Below are 16,090 nucleotides of genomic sequence, written 5' to 3' on the forward strand. Positions count from 1 at the left end.
ACGTCGCCCACCACGGGAACGAAACCGGCAGGACGTCGCCCGCCACGCGAACGAAACCAGCAAGGCGTCGCCCGCCACGGAAACGGAACCGGCGGGGCGTCGCCCGCCACGGGAACAGAACAGGCAGGGCGCCCTCCGCCACGCGAACGAAACCGGCAGGACGTCGCCCGCCACGGAAACGAAACCGGCGGGGCGCCACCTGTCGTTCGCCCGGCACGCGCCGCAGCCGTCACCACAGACGGCGTACCCCAGTGCCCGCGCCATGGCGTCACGCCGCGCAAACAACCGCAACACCAGACGCCCGCGCAAAGTCGGTCCCCGCGTCGATGCCTCCGACCACAATGGCCGTCATGCACCGCATCGAGTTCTTCACCTACCCGTCCAACGCACCCGCGACCGGCTCCCCGCTCGTCGGCGTCCGCGTCGACGGCACGGACCTGCGTACGTACGCCGCCGACGCGACCTTCGAGCTGCGGCTCCGGGAACGCGGGGCGGACGGGGACGGGGACGATGCCGAGGACCCGGACTTCGCCGACCCCCAGCACAACGGCCTCTCACTGGAGGAACTCGGCGACCTCGCGCGTCACTTCCACGGCGACCCGGTCGCCGAGTTCACCGAAATGGGCGACACCCCGGTCCTGGGCTGCCTCTGCGGCGTGTGGGCCTGTTGGCCCCTGCTGGCCGTCATCTCGCTCGCCCCCGACACGGTCACCTGGTCCGGCTTCCGCCAGCCCCACCGCGAGGAGTGGGGCGAACTCCCGCTGGGTCCGTACGTTTTCCCCCGCGCCGCGTACGATGCCGCGCTCTCAGCGCCGGAGCGGTGCGCGGAGGACCCCTTGGGCGACGTCCACGACTCGGCGGTAACGGGCGGTGGAGGCGCGGCGGACGACGAGCCGGGGGCGGACGACGGCTCGACCGGGCCCGCTCGTTGAGGCCGTCGAGGTGAGGGGTGAGGTCGCCGAGGTGAGGGGCGAGGGGCGCGCGCGCGGCTGGATCGCCACCCTAGTGTGGGGTGATGCGTACACCTCACATTGACCGCCCGGCCGATCTCGACACGGTCCGCGAGTCCTACGACCGGGTGGCGGACAACTACGCCCACATGGTGGTGACCACGGATGGGCGACATCCGCCGCCACCCGTGGCTGAAGGCGGCCATCGACGCCTTCGCGGACACCGTGGGCGATCTCGGACCCGTCCTCGACGTCGGCTGCGGTCCCGGCACGGTGACCGCCTACCTCGCCGAACGCGGACTCGACGTGTCCGGGGTCGACCTCTCGCCCCGCATGATCGAGAACGCCCGCCGACTCCATCCGGAATGCCGCTTCCGCGTCGCCTCTGCCACCGAACTCGACCTCCCTGATGCCTCCTTCGGCGGCCTGTTGGGATGGTGGTCGCTCTTCAACCTCCCCCGCGACGTCCTGCCCCAGGTCCTCGCCCAGTTCGCCCGCGCCCTGAAGCCGGGCGGTCACTTCATCACCGGGACCCATGTCGGCGACGAGGACAAGGTGCGCACCGAGGCGTACGGGGACGTGCCCGTGCGATGGACGACGTACAAGTGGCAACCGGAACAGCTCGTGCAGCTGATCGAGCAGGCCGGGCTGCGCCCGGTCGCCGAACTCCGGCTCCCCCCGGACGAACACACCGGGCCGAGCGTGGTCGTCATGGCCCAGCGCCCCGCCTGACAACCGGACGTCGCACCACAGCTCCGCACCCGTCACGGGCGGGACGGCCTCCGGAAGAGCCGACACCGGGGCCGTCCGCCCGTCCGCCCGCCGCCCGTCCGCTTGCCGCCCGCCGCACTCCACCCGTGCGTCGTATGCCGTACACGACATGTCATACATCAGATGGCATGTCACATATGTCGTACCTGCCATGTCGTACATCAGACGGCATGTGACGTACGCCGTACCTCACATGTCATCCGCCCTGCGCGACCGTAACGCTCAGAGGACCTCCTCAAGCTCCTGAAGCAGTCGCCGCTTGGGCCGGGTGCCCACTATCGACCGCACGGGCTCGCCTCCCCGGAAGACCATGAGCGTGGGGGCCGCCAGCACGCCGTACGCGGCAGCGGTACCGGGGCTCGTGTCCACGTCGAGCTGCACGATCGTGAGCCTGCCCCGCTCCTCCTCGGCCATCGCCCTGAGTACGGGCGCGATCTGGCGGCACGGGCCGCACCAGTCGGCCCCGAACTCCACGAGCACCGGGAGGTCGGACCTCAGCACCACCTCGTCGAAGTTCGCGTCCGTGGCCTCGCCCAGCCCCGCTGTTCTGAACATGTTCGTCCTCTCTCGTGGCGGCCGTCTGTGCGGCGTCACCTGTTCGCTGTGTACGACTGACCGAGTTCGCACAGTGGCGTCGGCCCGTCCGGAAGATCCGCCTCGGCCCGTACCAACTGGGCCCCCACCTGGTCACGCACGGTCGTCAACTCCGCTATCAGCACGTCGAGTTCGGCGAGCTTGCGCCGGTAGACGTCGAGCGAGGCGGGACAGGCGTCCCCGGCCGGGTGCCCGGCGTTCAGACACTCGACGAACGGCCGGGTGTCCTCAAGGCCGAACCCGAAGTCCTGGAGCGTACGGATCTGCTCCACGAGCCGAAGGTCGTCGTCGCCGTACACGCGGTATCCGTTGACCGCACGACGGGCGGCCAGCAGGCCGCGGGACTCGTAGTACCGCAGGGTCCGGGTGCTGACCCCGGCCTGTTCCGCCAGTTCACCGATGCGCATGGGGACGACGCTAGACCTTGACGCGGGCGTCAGGGCAAGGAGCCGGGAGGCCGTCGGAGACCGTTTCACCCGCCGGAAACAATCAGCGGTCAGAATCGGCGCCCATGAAGATCGAAGAAGTGATGTGGGAGCACCCCGACGCCGTCGCCCTGCGCGCCGCTCAGCGCGCCGAGATCGCGCTGCGGTACGGCACCTCCGACAGCGAGCCCGGTGCCGCTCCGACCGCCGCCGACATCGCACTGTTCGCGCTGGCCCGCGCCGACGACGGAACTCCCCTGGGCTGTGCGGGACTTCGCGACCTCGGGGGCGCGGCGGGCGAACTGAAGCGGATGTACGTGATCCCGGCCGGACGCGGTACCGGCGTGGCTCCCGCGCTGCTGGAGTTCCTGGAGCAGTGGGCCCGGGACCGCGGCTGGACCCGCGTGCGCCTGGAGACGGGCCTCTCCCAGCCGGACGCGGTGCGCTTCTACACCCGCTCCGGATACCGCCGCATCCCCAACTTCGGCACGTACGCGGGCCTGGAAAGCACGTCGCTGTGTTTCGAGCGCGAGCTGACGCCGATCCCCTGACCCGCTCACCGCTCCGGCCCTGCCGGCCCCGCTTGACCCGCTCACCGCTCCGGCCCTGCCGACCCCGCTCGCCCCGCCCACCCACCCCGCCCGCCCCGCTCGCCCCGTCGGGGGCACCGCAGCCCCTGCGCCACGAGCGGACACGCCGTTCTCCCCACCGAACCGGGACCCCGACCGGCCCCACCGAGCGGTACCGGCCGGTCAGCCCGTGGCCTCCGGACCGGATTCCCGCAACGTCCCGAGTGCCGGCGTCGGAGGGTCTCCCCACGGGGTTTCGAGGGCCGCACGTAGGGCGTTCACCGCGTCCCGGCCGATGCGTTCGGCCAGGCGCTCCTCCAGGCCCTCCAGGATCAGCTCCGCCTGCCGGTGCACCCGTTCGCCCGCCGCGGTGCGGCGGATCAGGCGCCTGCGGGCGGAGGCGGGGTCGGGGACCTGCTCCAGCATTCCGGCGGCGACCAGGCCGTGCACCGCCTGGTGGGCGGTCTGCCGGGTGACGCCCATGCGGCGGGCGGCCTCGGAGACGGTGGTGCCGCCGTCCTCCAGTACGGAGAAGAGCTGCGCCTGCGGCGCGGACACCGGCTGCTCTCCCGCCGCCTCCAGGGCGGCGAACATCGCTTCCTCGAACCAGCGGCGGGCCTCGCCGAGGAGTCGGGGCAGCTGGCGGTGCGGGGGGTGGCGCATGGTTTCCTCACGGGACGGATCGGCGATCGGAGCGGTGCGCGAGTTCACCACCCGCGAGTTGCTGCACAGCGGAATCATATGTCAGGGTGCCTGACATAGATACTCGGCGCTGCTGCACGGCACCGGGCTGCGGGGCAATCCCGTCCCGCCTCCCCCGGAACGGCAGGAGCAGCCGCCCCATCCCACGGAGTCCGCATGACCCTCGAATACGCCACCCGCTACCGCCGGGCCTCGCGCATACCGGCCGACCCCACGAAGCCCTACGTCATCGAGAGGGGCGAGGGCGACCGCGCGCACCTCTTCGGCGACCTGGTGACCGTGTACGCGGGTGCCGAGCAGACCGAGAACACCTTCAACTTCTTCACCGTCGAGGGCCCCAGGGGCGACATCATCCCGGCTCACCTGCACGCCGACACGCACGAGGTCTTCTACGTGACCCAGGGCGCCGTCCGGCTCTTCGTCGAGGACCTGGCGGGCGAACAGACGGAACGCCTGCTCACCCCCGGCGACTTCGGCTTCGTGCCCAAGAACTGCACGCACTCCTACCGCATGGAACGACATCACAGCCAGGTCGTCGGCGTCGCCGCGGGGCCGGGCCGTACCTTCGAGCGGTTCTTCGAGAACCTCGGCACGCCCGCCGACGAGATGGGCCTGCCGCACGTGCCGGTCGTCCCGGAGCCGCAGAAGTTCGCCACCGTGCCGCGGGAATTCGACGTGCGCTTCCTGCCCGACCACCAGTGGCACACCCAGTGACCGCCCCGGACGACGACGCGGACGCCCCGATCCCCCTCCCGCTCCTGCTCCGGGCGCCGCACCCGGACGGCGCCCCCCTCCCGCCCCCCGCACAACTCCCTTCCGGCGTACGGCACCTGCGCGGCGTCCCGTACGGAGAACTCGACGGCAGCCGCCCCCTCGAACTCGACCTCTGGCTCCCCGCCGCCCCCGCCCCCTCCGCCCCCCTGGTCCTGTTCGTGCACGGCGGGGCCTGGCGGCGCGGCCGGCGCGACGACATGGGGCTGCACACCCGGCAGTGGACCCCGGGCCCGCTCGCCCGCATCGCGGAGACGGGCTTCGCGGTGGCCGCCGTCGACTACCGGCTCAGCGGCGAGGCCGTCTTCCCGGCCCCGCTGGAGGACCTGCGCACCGCCCTGCGGTGGCTGGCGCTGCGTGCCGACGAACTGGGCGTCGACGTCGGGCGGACGGTGGTGTGGGGCGAGTCGGCGGGCGGCCACCTGACCTCGCTGCTCACCCTCACAGGCTCCGCATCCGAGTCCGGAACCACCCGACCCGAACCCGGCCCGGATATGCCCGCCACCGGGATCACCGCGTCCGAGCCGGAAACCACCGGGCCGGCCCCCGGAACCGCCGTGCCCGCCACCACGACGCCCGAGGCCGCCCCCATGCGGCCCGAGGCCGCCGTCGTTCTTTCCGGTGCCGTCGTCTGGTACGGGCCGAGCGACTTCACCACGCCCCGCGGCTACTACTCCCCGCATGCCGCAGGTACACCCGACGCGTGGTTCCTCGGTGCGCCCGCGGCCACCGTCCCCGCACTCGCCCGGACCGCGAGCCCCCTCGCACAGGTGCACCCGGCCGCACCTCCGTTCCTCCTCGTGCACGGCGCGGCGGACAGCATGGTCCCGTGTTCGCACAGCGAGGACCTCGCCGCCGCTCTGAAGGGCTGTGGCGTCCGGGCCGAACTGCGCCTGGTCCCCGGCGCGGACCACGGCTGGCACGGCGTGTCGCAGGAAACGGTGGCGGAGGTCTTCACGTACTCGCTCGACTTCGCCCGCGCCCTGGTCGGCCTCACCGACTGAGCGCACGGGCAGGGCAGTGGGGACGGCCGCGCAACGTCGGGGAGCGGCCGTCCCACTCCGCACGTTCCCCCGGGGGCATCGCTCTACGGCAACGCGCAAGCGTCCGCGATCGCCCAGGTGTCCCAGTAGAACGGCCGTACCTCGGCGATCCGCCCGTCCCTGACCGTGAGGGTCTGGAGGATCGGGAAGCTCAGCTCACGGCCTGTCGCACGGGCACGGGCGCGTACCCGGGTCAGGACCACCGACGTCTCTCCGGTGACGAGGAAGTCCTGCTCGACGAACTCGAACAGCTCCCAGACCTCGGCCATCGCGCGCACGCCGCCCTCGATGCCGGCGTGGCCCCGCCACGTACCGCCGTAGGGGAGGCCGGCGGCCTGGTGGAGCACCACGTCGGGGGCGAAGAACCGGGCCAGGTCGCCGAAGTCGGCCACGCCCGGCCCACCGGCGGCGAAGTACGCGGCCTCGGCGGCGTACATGGCCGTGAGAACGGCCGCGGGCTCGGCGGGCCGGGTGGGCCCGGCCGGGCCGGTGGGGGTGTCCGGGCCGGTGGGGGTGTCCGAGCAGGCCGACGCATCGTCCGGGCCGGTCGCAGGTGAAGTCGTCATGCCGCGAGGATGCGCGAATCGGCCGCTACGTACCGGCCGCATTCGGACATCGTGCTGGAAGGGGCCGGCCCGGAACGCCCGTGCCCGCAGAGCGGAACCGCGCCGGGCAGGCCCCCTCCCTCGTGCCTAGTCCGTGCCGAACTCCATCGCCGCACGGTCCAGCATCTCCTCGTCGCCGGAGACCTCGCCGCGTGAGGCGATGGCCTCGGCGCCGCCCTCCGGCATCGCGCCGATCAGACCGGTGGACGCCGCCTGGGCCGCGCCGATGGCGGGGTTGGCGGTGCCGATCAGGCCGAGGCCCGCGTACTGCTCCAGCTTGGCGCGGGAGTCGGCGATGTCGAGATTGCGCATGGTGAGCTGGCCGATCCGGTCGACCGGGCCGAACGCGGAGTCCTCGGTGCGCTCCATGGAGAGCTTGTCCGGGTGGTACGAGAACGCCGGGCCCGTCGTGTTGAGGATCGAGTAGTCCTCGCCGCGCCGCAGCCGCAGGGTCACCTCGCCGGTGACGGCGGCGCCGACCCAGCGCTGGAGGGACTCCCGGACCATGAGCGCCTGCGGGTCCAGCCACCGGCCCTCGTACATGAGGCGGCCGAGCCGCCGGCCCTCGTTGTGGTACTGGGCGAGGGTGTCCTCGTTGTGGATCGCGTTGACCAGGCGCTCGTACGCGGCGTGCAGCAGGGCCATGCCGGGGGCCTCGTAGATGCCGCGGCTCTTGGCCTCGATGATGCGGTTCTCGATCTGGTCGGACATGCCCATGCCGTGGCGTCCGCCGATCGCGTTGGCCTCCATCACCAGATCGACGGGCGACGCGAACTCCTTGCCGTTGATCGCGACCGGGCGACCCTGGTCGAAGGCGATCGTCACGTCCTCGGTGGCGATCTCGACGGACGGGTCCCAGAACCGGACGCCCATGATGGGGTTGACGGTCTCGACGCCGGTGTCCAGGTGTTCCAGGGTCTTGGCCTCGTGGGTCGCACCCCAGATGTTGGCGTCGGTGGAGTACGCCTTCTCCGTGGAGTCCCGGTAGGGCAGGTCGTGGGCGAGCAGCCACTCCGACATCTCCTTGCGGCCGCCGAGCTCGGTCACGAAGTCCGCGTCGAGCCAGGGCTTGTAGATCCGCAGGTGGGGGTTGGCGAGCAGGCCGTAGCGGTAGAACCGCTCGATGTCGTTGCCCTTGAAGGTCGAGCCGTCGCCCCAGATCTGGACGTCGTCCTCCAGCATCGCCCGCACGAGCAGCGTGCCGGTGACGGCGCGGCCCAGCGGCGTGGTGTTGAAGTACGCCCGCCCGCCCGACCGGATGTGGAACGCGCCGCAGGTCAGCGCGGCCAGCCCCTCCTCGACGAGCGCCGCACGGCAGTCGACGAGACGCGCGATCTGAGCGCCGTACGCCTTCGCACGGCCGGGCACCGACTCGATGTCGGGCTCGTCGTACTGACCGATGTCGGCGGTGTACGTGCAGGGGACTGCGCCTTTGTCGCGCATCCAGGCGACGGCGACGGAGGTGTCGAGCCCGCCGGAGAAGGCGATGCCGACGCGTTCGCCGGCGGGGAGGGAGGTGAGGACCTTAGACATAGGAAGAGTATGCACACATACGCATGGTCATGCAAAGCCACTGGAGCAGCCGACACCCGGGCCCACTTCCGCCGCGCCCCGCGAGCCCGCTCCGGCACCTCGCGGGCGAACGCGAGAGCACCCGTGGGCGAGCGCGAGAGCACCCGTGGGCCAGCCCCTTTCCTCCGTCCGCTTTTGATTCGTTTCAGCCTACTCGGAACGTACGGCTGCCACAGCCCGGCGGAGCGGATGTACGCCCGCACGTCAACACCCCGCCGCCGGAAGCGAATCGCAGGACTGCGCGACCTCCCTCCGTCCCCCGACCCCTCTCCGCCGCAACCCTTGCCGTCATCAGCGACACCGTGCTTGAATCGATTCACACCACATCCACGGGCACGCGCCGCGCACTCCGCACACTCAGCCCCCGGCAAGGAAGATTCCATGGTCGACTTCGCCGACACCGCCCCACGCCTCGCCGCCCTCGCGATCGAGGTTCCCTCCTGGGCGTACGGCAACTCCGGCACCCGCTTCAAGGTCTTCGGCACGCCGGGCACCCCCCGCACCGTCGAGGAGAAGATCGCCGACGCCGCGACGGTCCACCGCTTCACCGGGCTCGCCCCGACCGTGGCCCTGCACATCCCCTGGGACACCGTCGACGACTACGGCGGACTCCGCAGGTACGCCGAGGACCTGGGCGTCTCGATCGGCACGATCAACAGCAACACCTTCCAGGACGACGCCTACAAGCTCGGCAGCCTCACCCACGCGGACCCCGAGGTCCGCCGCCAGGCCGTCGACCACCACCTCGCCTGCATCGAGGTCATGAACGAGACCGGCTCCCGCGACCTGAAGATCTGGCTCGCCGACGGCACCAACTACCCGGGCCAGGACGACATCCGCGCCCGTCAGGACCGGCTGGCCGAAGGGCTCGCCGGGATATGCGCCCAGCTGTCGGGCGACCAGCGACTGGTGCTGGAGTACAAGTTCTTCGAGCCCGCCTTCTACCACACGGACGTGCCGGACTGGGGCACCTCGTACGCGCACTGCCTGGCACTGGGCGAGCGGGCGAAGGTGTGCCTGGACACCGGCCACCACGCGCCCGGCACCAACATCGAGTTCATCGTGGCCCAGCTCCTGCGCCTCGGGAAGCTCGGCTCCTTCGACTTCAACAGCCGGTTCTACGCGGACGACGACCTGATCGTCGGCGCGGCCGACCCGTACCAGCTCTTCCGGATCATGGTCGAGGTGATCAGGGGCGGCGGGTACGGCCCCGGCTCGGACGTGGCGCTGATGCTCGACCAGTGCCACAACGTCGAGCAGAAGATCCCCGGCCAGATCCGGTCCGTGCTCAACGTGCAGGAGATGACCGCCCGCGCCCTGCTCCTGGACACCGAGGCGCTGGACGCGGCACGGGCGGCGGGAGACGTGCTCCTCGCCCACGAGATCTTCAACGACGCCTTCTACACGGACGTACGGAAGGACCTCGCCGAGTGGCGCGAGTCCCGTGGCCTGCCGGGCGATCCGGTGCGGGCGTACCTCGCCGACGGCTACCAGCAGCAGATCGAGGCGGACCGGGTCGGCGGACACCAGGCAGGATGGAACTGACGTGAGCAGCAAGAGAATCGAGCCCGTGACCGAGCGCCCCGAGAACGAGCCCGCCACCGGGCGTCCCGACAGCGGGTCCGTCACCGGGCGTCCCGTGCCCGAGGACCGCGGCGGGAGCGCCGACGCCGTGGAGGCGCTGATCGCCCGCTCGAACCGGCTGGGCGGCGACCGCAAGAACACCAACTACGCCGGCGGCAACACCTCCGCCAAGGACTCCGCCACCGACCCCGTCACCGGGGAGAGCGTCGACCTCCTCCACGTGAAGGGCTCGGGCGGCGACCTCGGCACCCTCACCGCCGCCGGCCTGGCCACCCTGCGCCTGGACCGGATGCGGGCGCTCGTCGACGTGTACCCGGGGGTGGAGCGCGAGGACGAGATGGTCGCCGCGTTCGACTACTGCCTGCACGGCAAGGGCGGCGCGGCCCCCTCCATCGACACCGCCATGCACGGGCTGGTCGACGCCGCGCACATCGACCACCTGCACCCGGACTCCGGCATCGCGCTGGCGACCGCCGCCGACGGCGAGGAACTGACCCGCAAGATCTTCGGCGAGCGGGTGGGCTGGGTGCCGTGGCGTCGCCCCGGGTTCCAACTCGGCCTCGACATAGCCGAGTACAAGCGGTCGCACCCGGATTCCGTCGGGGTGATCCTGGGTGGTCACGGCATCACCGCCTGGGGCGACACCTCCGAGGAGTGCGAACGCAACTCCCTGTGGATCATCGACGAGGCCGCCGACTACATGGCCGAGCACAGCCGTCCGGAGCCCTTCGGCCCGGTCCTGGAGGGGTACGCGGCCCTGCCGGCGCCGGAGCGGCGGGCGAAGGCCGCGGCCCTCGCCCCCACCCTGCGCTCGATCGCCTCCCGGGACCGGCCGATGGTGGGCCACTTCACCGACTCCCCCGCCGTCCTCGACTTCCTCGCCCGCACCGAGCACCCGCGCCTCGCCGCCCTCGGCACCAGTTGCCCGGACCACTTCCTGCGCACCAAGGTCCGCCCGCTGGTCCTGGACCTGCCCGCCGCCGCGCCCCTCACCGACGTCCTCGCCCGCCTCGGGGAACTGCACGCGGACTACCGGGAGGAGTACCAGGCGTACTACGACCGGCACGCCACCCCCGACTCCCCCGCGATCCGGGGCGCGGACCCGCTGATCGTCCTCGTCCCCGGCGTCGGCATGTTCAGTTACGGCAAGGACAAGCAGACGGCACGCGTCGCGGGCGAGTTCTACATCAACGCGATCAACGTGATGCGCAGGGCCGAGGGCGTCTCGACGTACGCCCCCATCCCGGAGTCCGAGAAGTTCCGTATCGAGTACTGGGCGCTGGAGGAGGCCAAGATCCGGCGCATGCCGAAGCCGAAGCCGCTGGCCACCCGCATCGCCCTGGTCACGGGCGCGGCCTCGGGCATCGGCCGGGCCACCGCACGCCGGCTCGCCGCCGAGGGCGCGTGCGTGGTCGTCGCCGACCTCGACGGTACGAAGGCGCAGGCGGCTGCCGCGGAGATCGGCGGTCCGGACGTCGCGGTGGGCGTGGCGGGGGACGTCTCCGACGAGGCGGCGGTGCGGCACATGGTCGACACGGCGGTCCTGGCCTTCGGCGGCCTGGACCTCGTCGTCAACAACGCGGGTCTCTCCCTGTCCAAGTCCCTGCTGGAGACCACCGAGGCGGACTGGGACCTCCAGCACGACGTCATGGCCAAGGGCTCCTTCCTCGTCTCGAAGGCCGCCGCGAAGGTGCTGATCGAGCAGGGCATGGGCGGCGACATCGTCTACATCTCCTCCAAGAACTCCGTCTTCGCCGGACCCAAGAACATCGCCTACTCGGCTGCCAAGGCCGACCAGGCCCACCAGGTGCGGCTGCTTGCCGCCGAGTTGGGGGAGTACGGCATCCGGGTCAACGGGGTGAACCCGGACGGCGTCGTCCAGGGCTCCGGGATCTTCGCGGGCGGCTGGGGCGCGAACCGGGCCGCGGTCTACGGGGTGGAGGAGAAGGACCTGGGCGCTTTCTACGCCCGGCGCACCCTGCTCAAGCGCGAAGTCCTGCCCGAACACGTCGCCAACGCGGTCTTCGTGCTGTGCGGTCCTGAGATGTCCCACACGACGGGCCTGCACGTGCCGGTGGACGCGGGAGTGGCGGCGGGCTTCCTGCGATGACCTCCACCGCCCTCCGGGTGGCGGCGGTCGACCTGGGCGCGACCTCGGGGCGAGTGATCGCCGCCGAGGTCGCGCCCGACCGCCTCCACCTGCACGAGGTCCACCGCTTCCCCAACGAGCCCGTCCGCACCCCCGACGGCCTGCACTGGAACGTCCTGGAACTCCACCGTCAGATCCTGACCGGCCTGGGCCACGCCCACCGGGCGGCGGGCCCTGCGCTGGCGGGCCTCGCCGTCGACTCCTGGGCGGTCGACTACGGCCTGCTCCGCCGGGGCCGCCTGCTGGGCAACCCGTGCCACTACCGCGACGAGGTCCGCACCGAGGCCGGTCCCGCCCGGGTCCACCGACTCGTTCCGCACGAGGGCCTCTTCGCCCGCAACGGGCTCCAGTACCTGCCCTTCAACACGCTCTACCAACTGGCCGCCGACCCCTGGACGGCCCTCGCCGACCGGATGCTGCTGATCCCCGACCTGCTGGGCCACTGGCTGACCGGCGGCCCGCAGTTCACCGAGCGCACGAACGCGTCGACGACCGGCCTGCTCGACGTCCGCACCGGCGCGTGGGACCACGAGCTGCTCGCCCGGCTGGGTCTTCCCGGGTCGCTGTGCGGCGAGCTGGTGGATCCGGGCACCCCGGTCGGCGCCCTGCGCCCGGACCTCGCCCGCCCCCTCGGGCTCCCCGAGATCCCGGTGACGACGGTCGGCTCCCACGACACGGCGTCGGCGGTGGTCGCGGTACCCATGACGGAGGCCGGGGCCGCGTACCTCTCGTGCGGCACCTGGGGTCTGGTGGGCACGGAGCTGGCGGAGCCGGTCCTCACGGACGCGGCCCGCGCCGCGAACTTCACCAACGAGGGCGGCGTGGACGGCCGCGTCCGCTTCCTCACCAACGTGATGGGTCTGTGGCTGCTGAGCGAGAGCATCCGCTGGTGGCAGCGCGACGGAAGCTCCGCCTCGCTCCCCGACCTGCTCGCCCGAGCCGCCCGAGCGCCGCTCCCCGTGGCCGTGTTCGACGTGCAGGACCCGCGCTTCCTGGCCCCCGGCGACCTGCCGGCCCGTATCGCGCAGTGGTACGAGGAGCACGGCCTCCCCGCCCCGCCGGACCGCCCCGCCCTCGTCCGCGCGATCGTCGAAAGCCTCGCCCACACCTTCGCGGAGGCGGTCGACCGCACCGAGCTCCTCTCCGGCGTACGCCTGACGCGCATCCACGTGGTCGGCGGCGGCGCCCTCAACCGCCTCCTCTGCCAACGCCTCGCCGACCGCGCGGGCCGCCCGGTCCTCGCGGGCCCCGTCGAAGCCACGGCCCTCGGCAACGTCCTGATCCAGGCCCGCACGGCAGGCACCCTCACCGGCACCCTGGAGGACCTCCGCACCCTGGTGGCCCGCACGCACACGCCCGTCACCTTCACGCCACGTCCGAACGGCAGCCGCTGAGGCCCGGCGGTCCCCGCAGAGCGACGACGCCCGCCCACGCCCCTGGGGGCAGGCGTGGACGTCATCGCATCGCGACGGGGGCCGGGCCCGCGTCGCCTATGCGGCCCGTAGCGCGTCAAGCATCCGGTCGAGAGCGGCCGTGGTGTGTTCCAGGTCGGCGGGGTCGGTGGAGGTCGCCAGCCACAGGGCGGCCTCGTTCATCGCACCGGAGAGCAGGTGGGCCAACGGCGCGACCGGTTGGGCGGGGATGACTCCCTCGTCCACGAGAGCGGTCAGCGCCTCGGTGAGGTGGCGGGCGGAGGACGCCTCGTCCATCGCCCGCCAGGCGGTCCAGCCGAGTACGGCGGGCCCGTCGACGAGCATGATCCGCTGAATGCCGGGTGCGGTGGCCGCGGCGAGGAACTCCCGGCAGCCGGAGGTCAGTTGGCCCCAGCTGTCCTCGTGCGCCCCGGCGGCCCCGGCGACCCGCCGGCCCACTTCCTGCTGCACGTCCTCCAGGACCGCGCGGAAGAGTTCCTCCTTGCCGTCGAAGTGGTGGTAGAGCGCCCCCTTGGTCACCCCGGCCGCGCCGACGACCTCCGCCAGGCTCACCGCGCCGTACCCGCGCTCCGTGAACAGACGCCTGCTCTCCGCCAGCAGCGTCCGCCGGGTCTCCTCCCGCTGCCGCGCCCTGACCCCGCGCTCCGTCACCGAACCCTCCCATTGACATACCAGTGGTACGCGAATAGCTTTTTCACATACCGATGGTACGCGAAGTTCGTGAGAAAGGACCTGCCGTGCAGCTGACCGGCTTCTATCCCGTCATCGCCACCGCCCGCCTGAAGGACTCCCACGCCTTCTACACCCGGCTGCTGGGCTTCGAGACGACCTTCGAGGCCGACTGGTACGTGAGTCTGCGACGGCCGGGCGACTCCCCCTACGAACTCGCCCTCCTGGACCACACCCACCCCACCCTCCCCGAGAGCCACCGCAAACCCGTAGAGGGCCTGATCCTCAACTTCGAGGTGGCGGACGTGGACGCCGAGTGGGAACGGCTGGTCGTACGGGAGGGCCTCACCCCCCTGCTCGCACTGCGCACCGAGGACTTCGGGCAGCGACATTTCATCGTGGCCGCTCCCGACGGCGTCCTCATCGACGTCATCACCCCGACCCCGCCGACCAAGGAGTACGCACAGCAGTACGTCGGCGACTGAGCCCCGGGACCGAAGTCGGGGCGACGGGACGGGGGCTGTCCCCAGGCAGGACGTCGGGGTGGCCGGATGGCCCGGCCGGGCGATGGGCCGAGAGGGTGGGGGGACCAGCGACCGTCAGCAGCACAGGACCTCGGGGGACCGCCATGCCCATCCGTACCGGCAGCGTCGAGTACACGGACAGCGCCGACCGCACGGCCCCCACGGGCGCCGCCGACGCCGGAAAGCAGCAGAGGTCGGGGCGACTGCGGCGTCGTACCGCCGGGGCCGTCGCGCTCGTCTCCGCCCTGGCACTGGTCGCGCCCGGTGCCGTCGCGCACGGCGCACAGCCCGACCCGCGCGGCAGCCGGGGCGGCGGCACCGCGCTGGACGGGGTGTGGCGGAGCGACGGCTACCAGGAGTACCTGACGGTGCGGCGCGGCGAGCTGCGGAGCTACGAGGTGTCCGCGGCCGGCTGCCTGCCGGGCGGGCTGCGACTGTCGGCCGACAGGACGGGGAACGACGGCGCGGTCCCGTTCCACAATGCCGAGGGCGTGCGGGAGTTGAGCATCCGGACGGTGGGCGGCGCGGCCGACCGCGCGCGGCTTTCGCCCGCCGGTGCCGTCGGCGAACGGCGCCTGGGGCGGGTGTCCTCACTGCCCGCCGACTGCGCCCACCCGCCCGCCGGGAGCCCACTGCACACCTTCGACGTCTTCTGGTCGACTCTCCACGAGAACTACCCCTTCTTCCGCGACAGGGGCGTCGACTGGAACGCGACGCGCGCGAAGTACCGCCCGCAGGTACACCCCCGCATCACCGACGACCGGCTCTTCGCCCTGCTCGCCGCGATGATCGAACCGCTGCACGACCTGCACACCCAGCTCCGCGACGCCACCGGCAAGCGCGGCACGCTCAACCTCCGCCCCGGAACGCCGGAGGTCTCCCCGGAGTCCGTCGCCGCGATCGAGAGGGCCACCCGCGCCCAGCTTCCCGCCACCGTGCGCAGCTTCGCCAACGGCCGGGTCCAGTACGCGGACCTGGAACAGCGGCGGGGCGTCGGCTACCTCCGGATCACCGGCTTCCTCAAGTACGGCAGCGACGGCGAGGAGAACGCCGACGCGGACGCGGCCGTCCTGGACCGCGCCCTGGACACCGTCTTCACCCCCTCCCGCGTCCGCGCCCTCCGCGGCCTGGTCGTGGACCTCCGCTTCAACGGCGGCGGCTCGGACGCCCTGGGCATCGCCCTCGCCCGCCGCCTCACGGACCGTACCTACACGGCGTACACCAAGTCCGCACGCAACGACCCGTACGACGAGGGGAGTTGGACCCGCGGCCAGCCCGTACGCGTCCGCCCCGCAGAGGGGGCCCGCTACACCGGCTCCCTCGCCGTCCTCACGGGCCCGCTGACGGTCAGCGCCGGGGAGACCTTCACCCAGGCCCTGATGTCCCGCTCCCCCGCGCCCCTGCGCATCGGCGAGCCCACCCAGGGCGTCTTCTCCGACACCATGGACCGCGCCCTCCCCAACGGCTGGACCCTCACCCTCCCCAACGAGAAGTACGCCGACCGGTCCGGCCGCACCTACGACGGCTGCGGCATCCCGCCCACCCACCACGAACCCGTGTACGCCCTGCAGGACCTCCACCGGCTCCGCGACCCCGCCCTGAAGCGGGCCCTGCGGGAGCTGGACGCGCGACAGCCCCACGGCCCCGCCCGCCCATGACGTCGCGCACCGTGCTCCGTGCGGCGGGGCCGTGTTGCGTGCTCCGTGCCGGTGGGGCCGCGCTCCGGGGC

The 16,090-nt window shown here is 72.2% G+C and carries 15 protein-coding genes and 1 pseudogene; 10 read left to right on the forward strand and 6 right to left on the reverse strand.

From position 1 onward, the window contains the following. Positions 1–350 precede the first annotated feature (350 nt). Both ACQPZG_RS01530 and ACQPZG_RS01535 read left to right on the forward strand, forming a co-directional pair. The gene (locus ACQPZG_RS01530; protein ID WP_433543925.1) at positions 351–932 is read left to right on the forward strand and encodes a hypothetical protein; all 582 of its coding nucleotides are present in this window, start codon (positions 351–353) and stop codon (positions 930–932) included. Between the two features lie 83 nt (positions 933–1,015). After that, positions 1,016–1,682, forward strand: a pseudogene (locus tag ACQPZG_RS01535) (class I SAM-dependent methyltransferase). Positions 1,683–1,943: 261 nt separating this feature from the next. Here ACQPZG_RS01535 and trxA read toward each other — a convergent pair. Beyond that, a complete protein-coding gene (gene trxA, locus ACQPZG_RS01540) occupies positions 1,944–2,276 on the reverse strand; it encodes a thioredoxin (RefSeq protein ID WP_433543926.1) in 333 nt (110 codons plus the stop codon). A gap of 35 nt (positions 2,277–2,311) precedes the next feature. Then, positions 2,312–2,722 carry a MerR family transcriptional regulator gene (locus ACQPZG_RS01545; protein WP_433543927.1) on the reverse strand — a complete coding sequence of 137 codons (411 nt, stop codon included), beginning with the start codon at positions 2,720–2,722 and terminating at the stop codon, positions 2,312–2,314. A 104-nt stretch (positions 2,723–2,826) separates the two neighbouring features. Here ACQPZG_RS01545 and ACQPZG_RS01550 point away from each other — a divergent pair, with 104 nt between their 5' ends. Beyond that, positions 2,827–3,291 (forward strand): GNAT family N-acetyltransferase, encoded by a 465-nt coding sequence (locus tag ACQPZG_RS01550; RefSeq protein ID WP_433543928.1) that lies wholly within the window; start codon positions 2,827–2,829, stop codon positions 3,289–3,291. Between the two features lie 201 nt (positions 3,292–3,492). Here the strand turns inward: ACQPZG_RS01550 and ACQPZG_RS01555 are convergent, their stop codons facing one another. Then, positions 3,493–3,972, reverse strand: coding sequence for a MarR family winged helix-turn-helix transcriptional regulator (locus tag ACQPZG_RS01555; protein WP_433543929.1), 480 nt, complete (start codon positions 3,970–3,972; stop codon positions 3,493–3,495). Between the two features lie 195 nt (positions 3,973–4,167). Here ACQPZG_RS01555 and ACQPZG_RS01560 point away from each other — a divergent pair, with 195 nt between their 5' ends. Both ACQPZG_RS01560 and ACQPZG_RS01565 read left to right on the forward strand, forming a co-directional pair. Continuing rightward, positions 4,168–4,725, forward strand: coding sequence for a quercetin 2,3-dioxygenase (locus ACQPZG_RS01560; RefSeq protein ID WP_433543930.1), 558 nt, complete (start codon positions 4,168–4,170; stop codon positions 4,723–4,725). Next, positions 4,722–5,786 carry an alpha/beta hydrolase fold domain-containing protein gene (locus tag ACQPZG_RS01565; RefSeq protein ID WP_433543931.1) on the forward strand — a complete coding sequence of 355 codons (1,065 nt, stop codon included), beginning with the start codon at positions 4,722–4,724 and terminating at the stop codon, positions 5,784–5,786. The genes ACQPZG_RS01560 and ACQPZG_RS01565 overlap by 4 nt, the downstream gene beginning before the upstream one ends. An 83-nt stretch (positions 5,787–5,869) precedes the next feature. Here the strand turns inward: ACQPZG_RS01565 and ACQPZG_RS01570 are convergent, their stop codons facing one another. Continuing rightward, positions 5,870–6,262 (reverse strand): nuclear transport factor 2 family protein, encoded by a 393-nt coding sequence (locus tag ACQPZG_RS01570; RefSeq protein WP_433544591.1) that lies wholly within the window; start codon positions 6,260–6,262, stop codon positions 5,870–5,872. A gap of 255 nt (positions 6,263–6,517) precedes the next feature. Beyond that, a complete protein-coding gene (gene argG, locus ACQPZG_RS01575) occupies positions 6,518–7,963 on the reverse strand; it encodes an argininosuccinate synthase (RefSeq protein ID WP_433543932.1) in 1,446 nt (481 codons plus the stop codon). A gap of 420 nt (positions 7,964–8,383) precedes the next feature. Here argG and rhaI point away from each other — a divergent pair, with 420 nt between their 5' ends. The 3 genes from rhaI to ACQPZG_RS01590 all read left to right on the forward strand — a co-directional run bounded on the left by rhaI (position 8,384) and on the right by ACQPZG_RS01590 (position 13,129). Continuing rightward, entirely contained in the window at positions 8,384–9,547 is a 1,164-nt protein-coding gene (rhaI, locus tag ACQPZG_RS01580) for an L-rhamnose isomerase (protein WP_433543933.1), read from the forward strand. 94 nt (positions 9,548–9,641) lie between these two features. Continuing rightward, positions 9,642–11,696, forward strand: a complete 2,055-nt coding sequence (locus tag ACQPZG_RS01585) for a bifunctional aldolase/short-chain dehydrogenase (RefSeq protein ID WP_433544592.1) — start codon at positions 9,642–9,644, stop codon at positions 11,694–11,696. Next, entirely contained in the window at positions 11,693–13,129 is a 1,437-nt protein-coding gene (locus tag ACQPZG_RS01590) for a rhamnulokinase (RefSeq protein WP_433543934.1), read from the forward strand. Before ACQPZG_RS01585 ends, ACQPZG_RS01590 begins: the two co-directional genes overlap by 4 nt. A gap of 96 nt (positions 13,130–13,225) precedes the next feature. On the opposite strand, the gene ACQPZG_RS01595 is transcribed toward ACQPZG_RS01590, so the two are convergent. Then, a complete protein-coding gene (locus ACQPZG_RS01595) occupies positions 13,226–13,819 on the reverse strand; it encodes a TetR/AcrR family transcriptional regulator (protein ID WP_433543935.1) in 594 nt (197 codons plus the stop codon). A gap of 86 nt (positions 13,820–13,905) precedes the next feature. Here ACQPZG_RS01595 and ACQPZG_RS01600 point away from each other — a divergent pair, with 86 nt between their 5' ends. Together ACQPZG_RS01600 and ACQPZG_RS01605 are read left to right on the forward strand one after the other, a co-directional pair. Beyond that, on the forward strand, positions 13,906–14,322 hold the full coding sequence (locus tag ACQPZG_RS01600) for a VOC family protein (protein ID WP_433543936.1): 417 nt from the start codon (positions 13,906–13,908) through the stop codon (positions 14,320–14,322). Positions 14,323–14,465: 143 nt separating this feature from the next. After that, positions 14,466–16,019 carry a S41 family peptidase gene (locus ACQPZG_RS01605; RefSeq protein WP_433543937.1) on the forward strand — a complete coding sequence of 518 codons (1,554 nt, stop codon included), beginning with the start codon at positions 14,466–14,468 and terminating at the stop codon, positions 16,017–16,019. Positions 16,020–16,090 lie beyond the last annotated feature (71 nt).

Source organism: Streptomyces sp. CA-294286 (genome assembly GCF_050947155.1).
Lineage (GTDB): Bacteria > Actinomycetota > Actinomycetes > Streptomycetales > Streptomycetaceae > Streptomyces.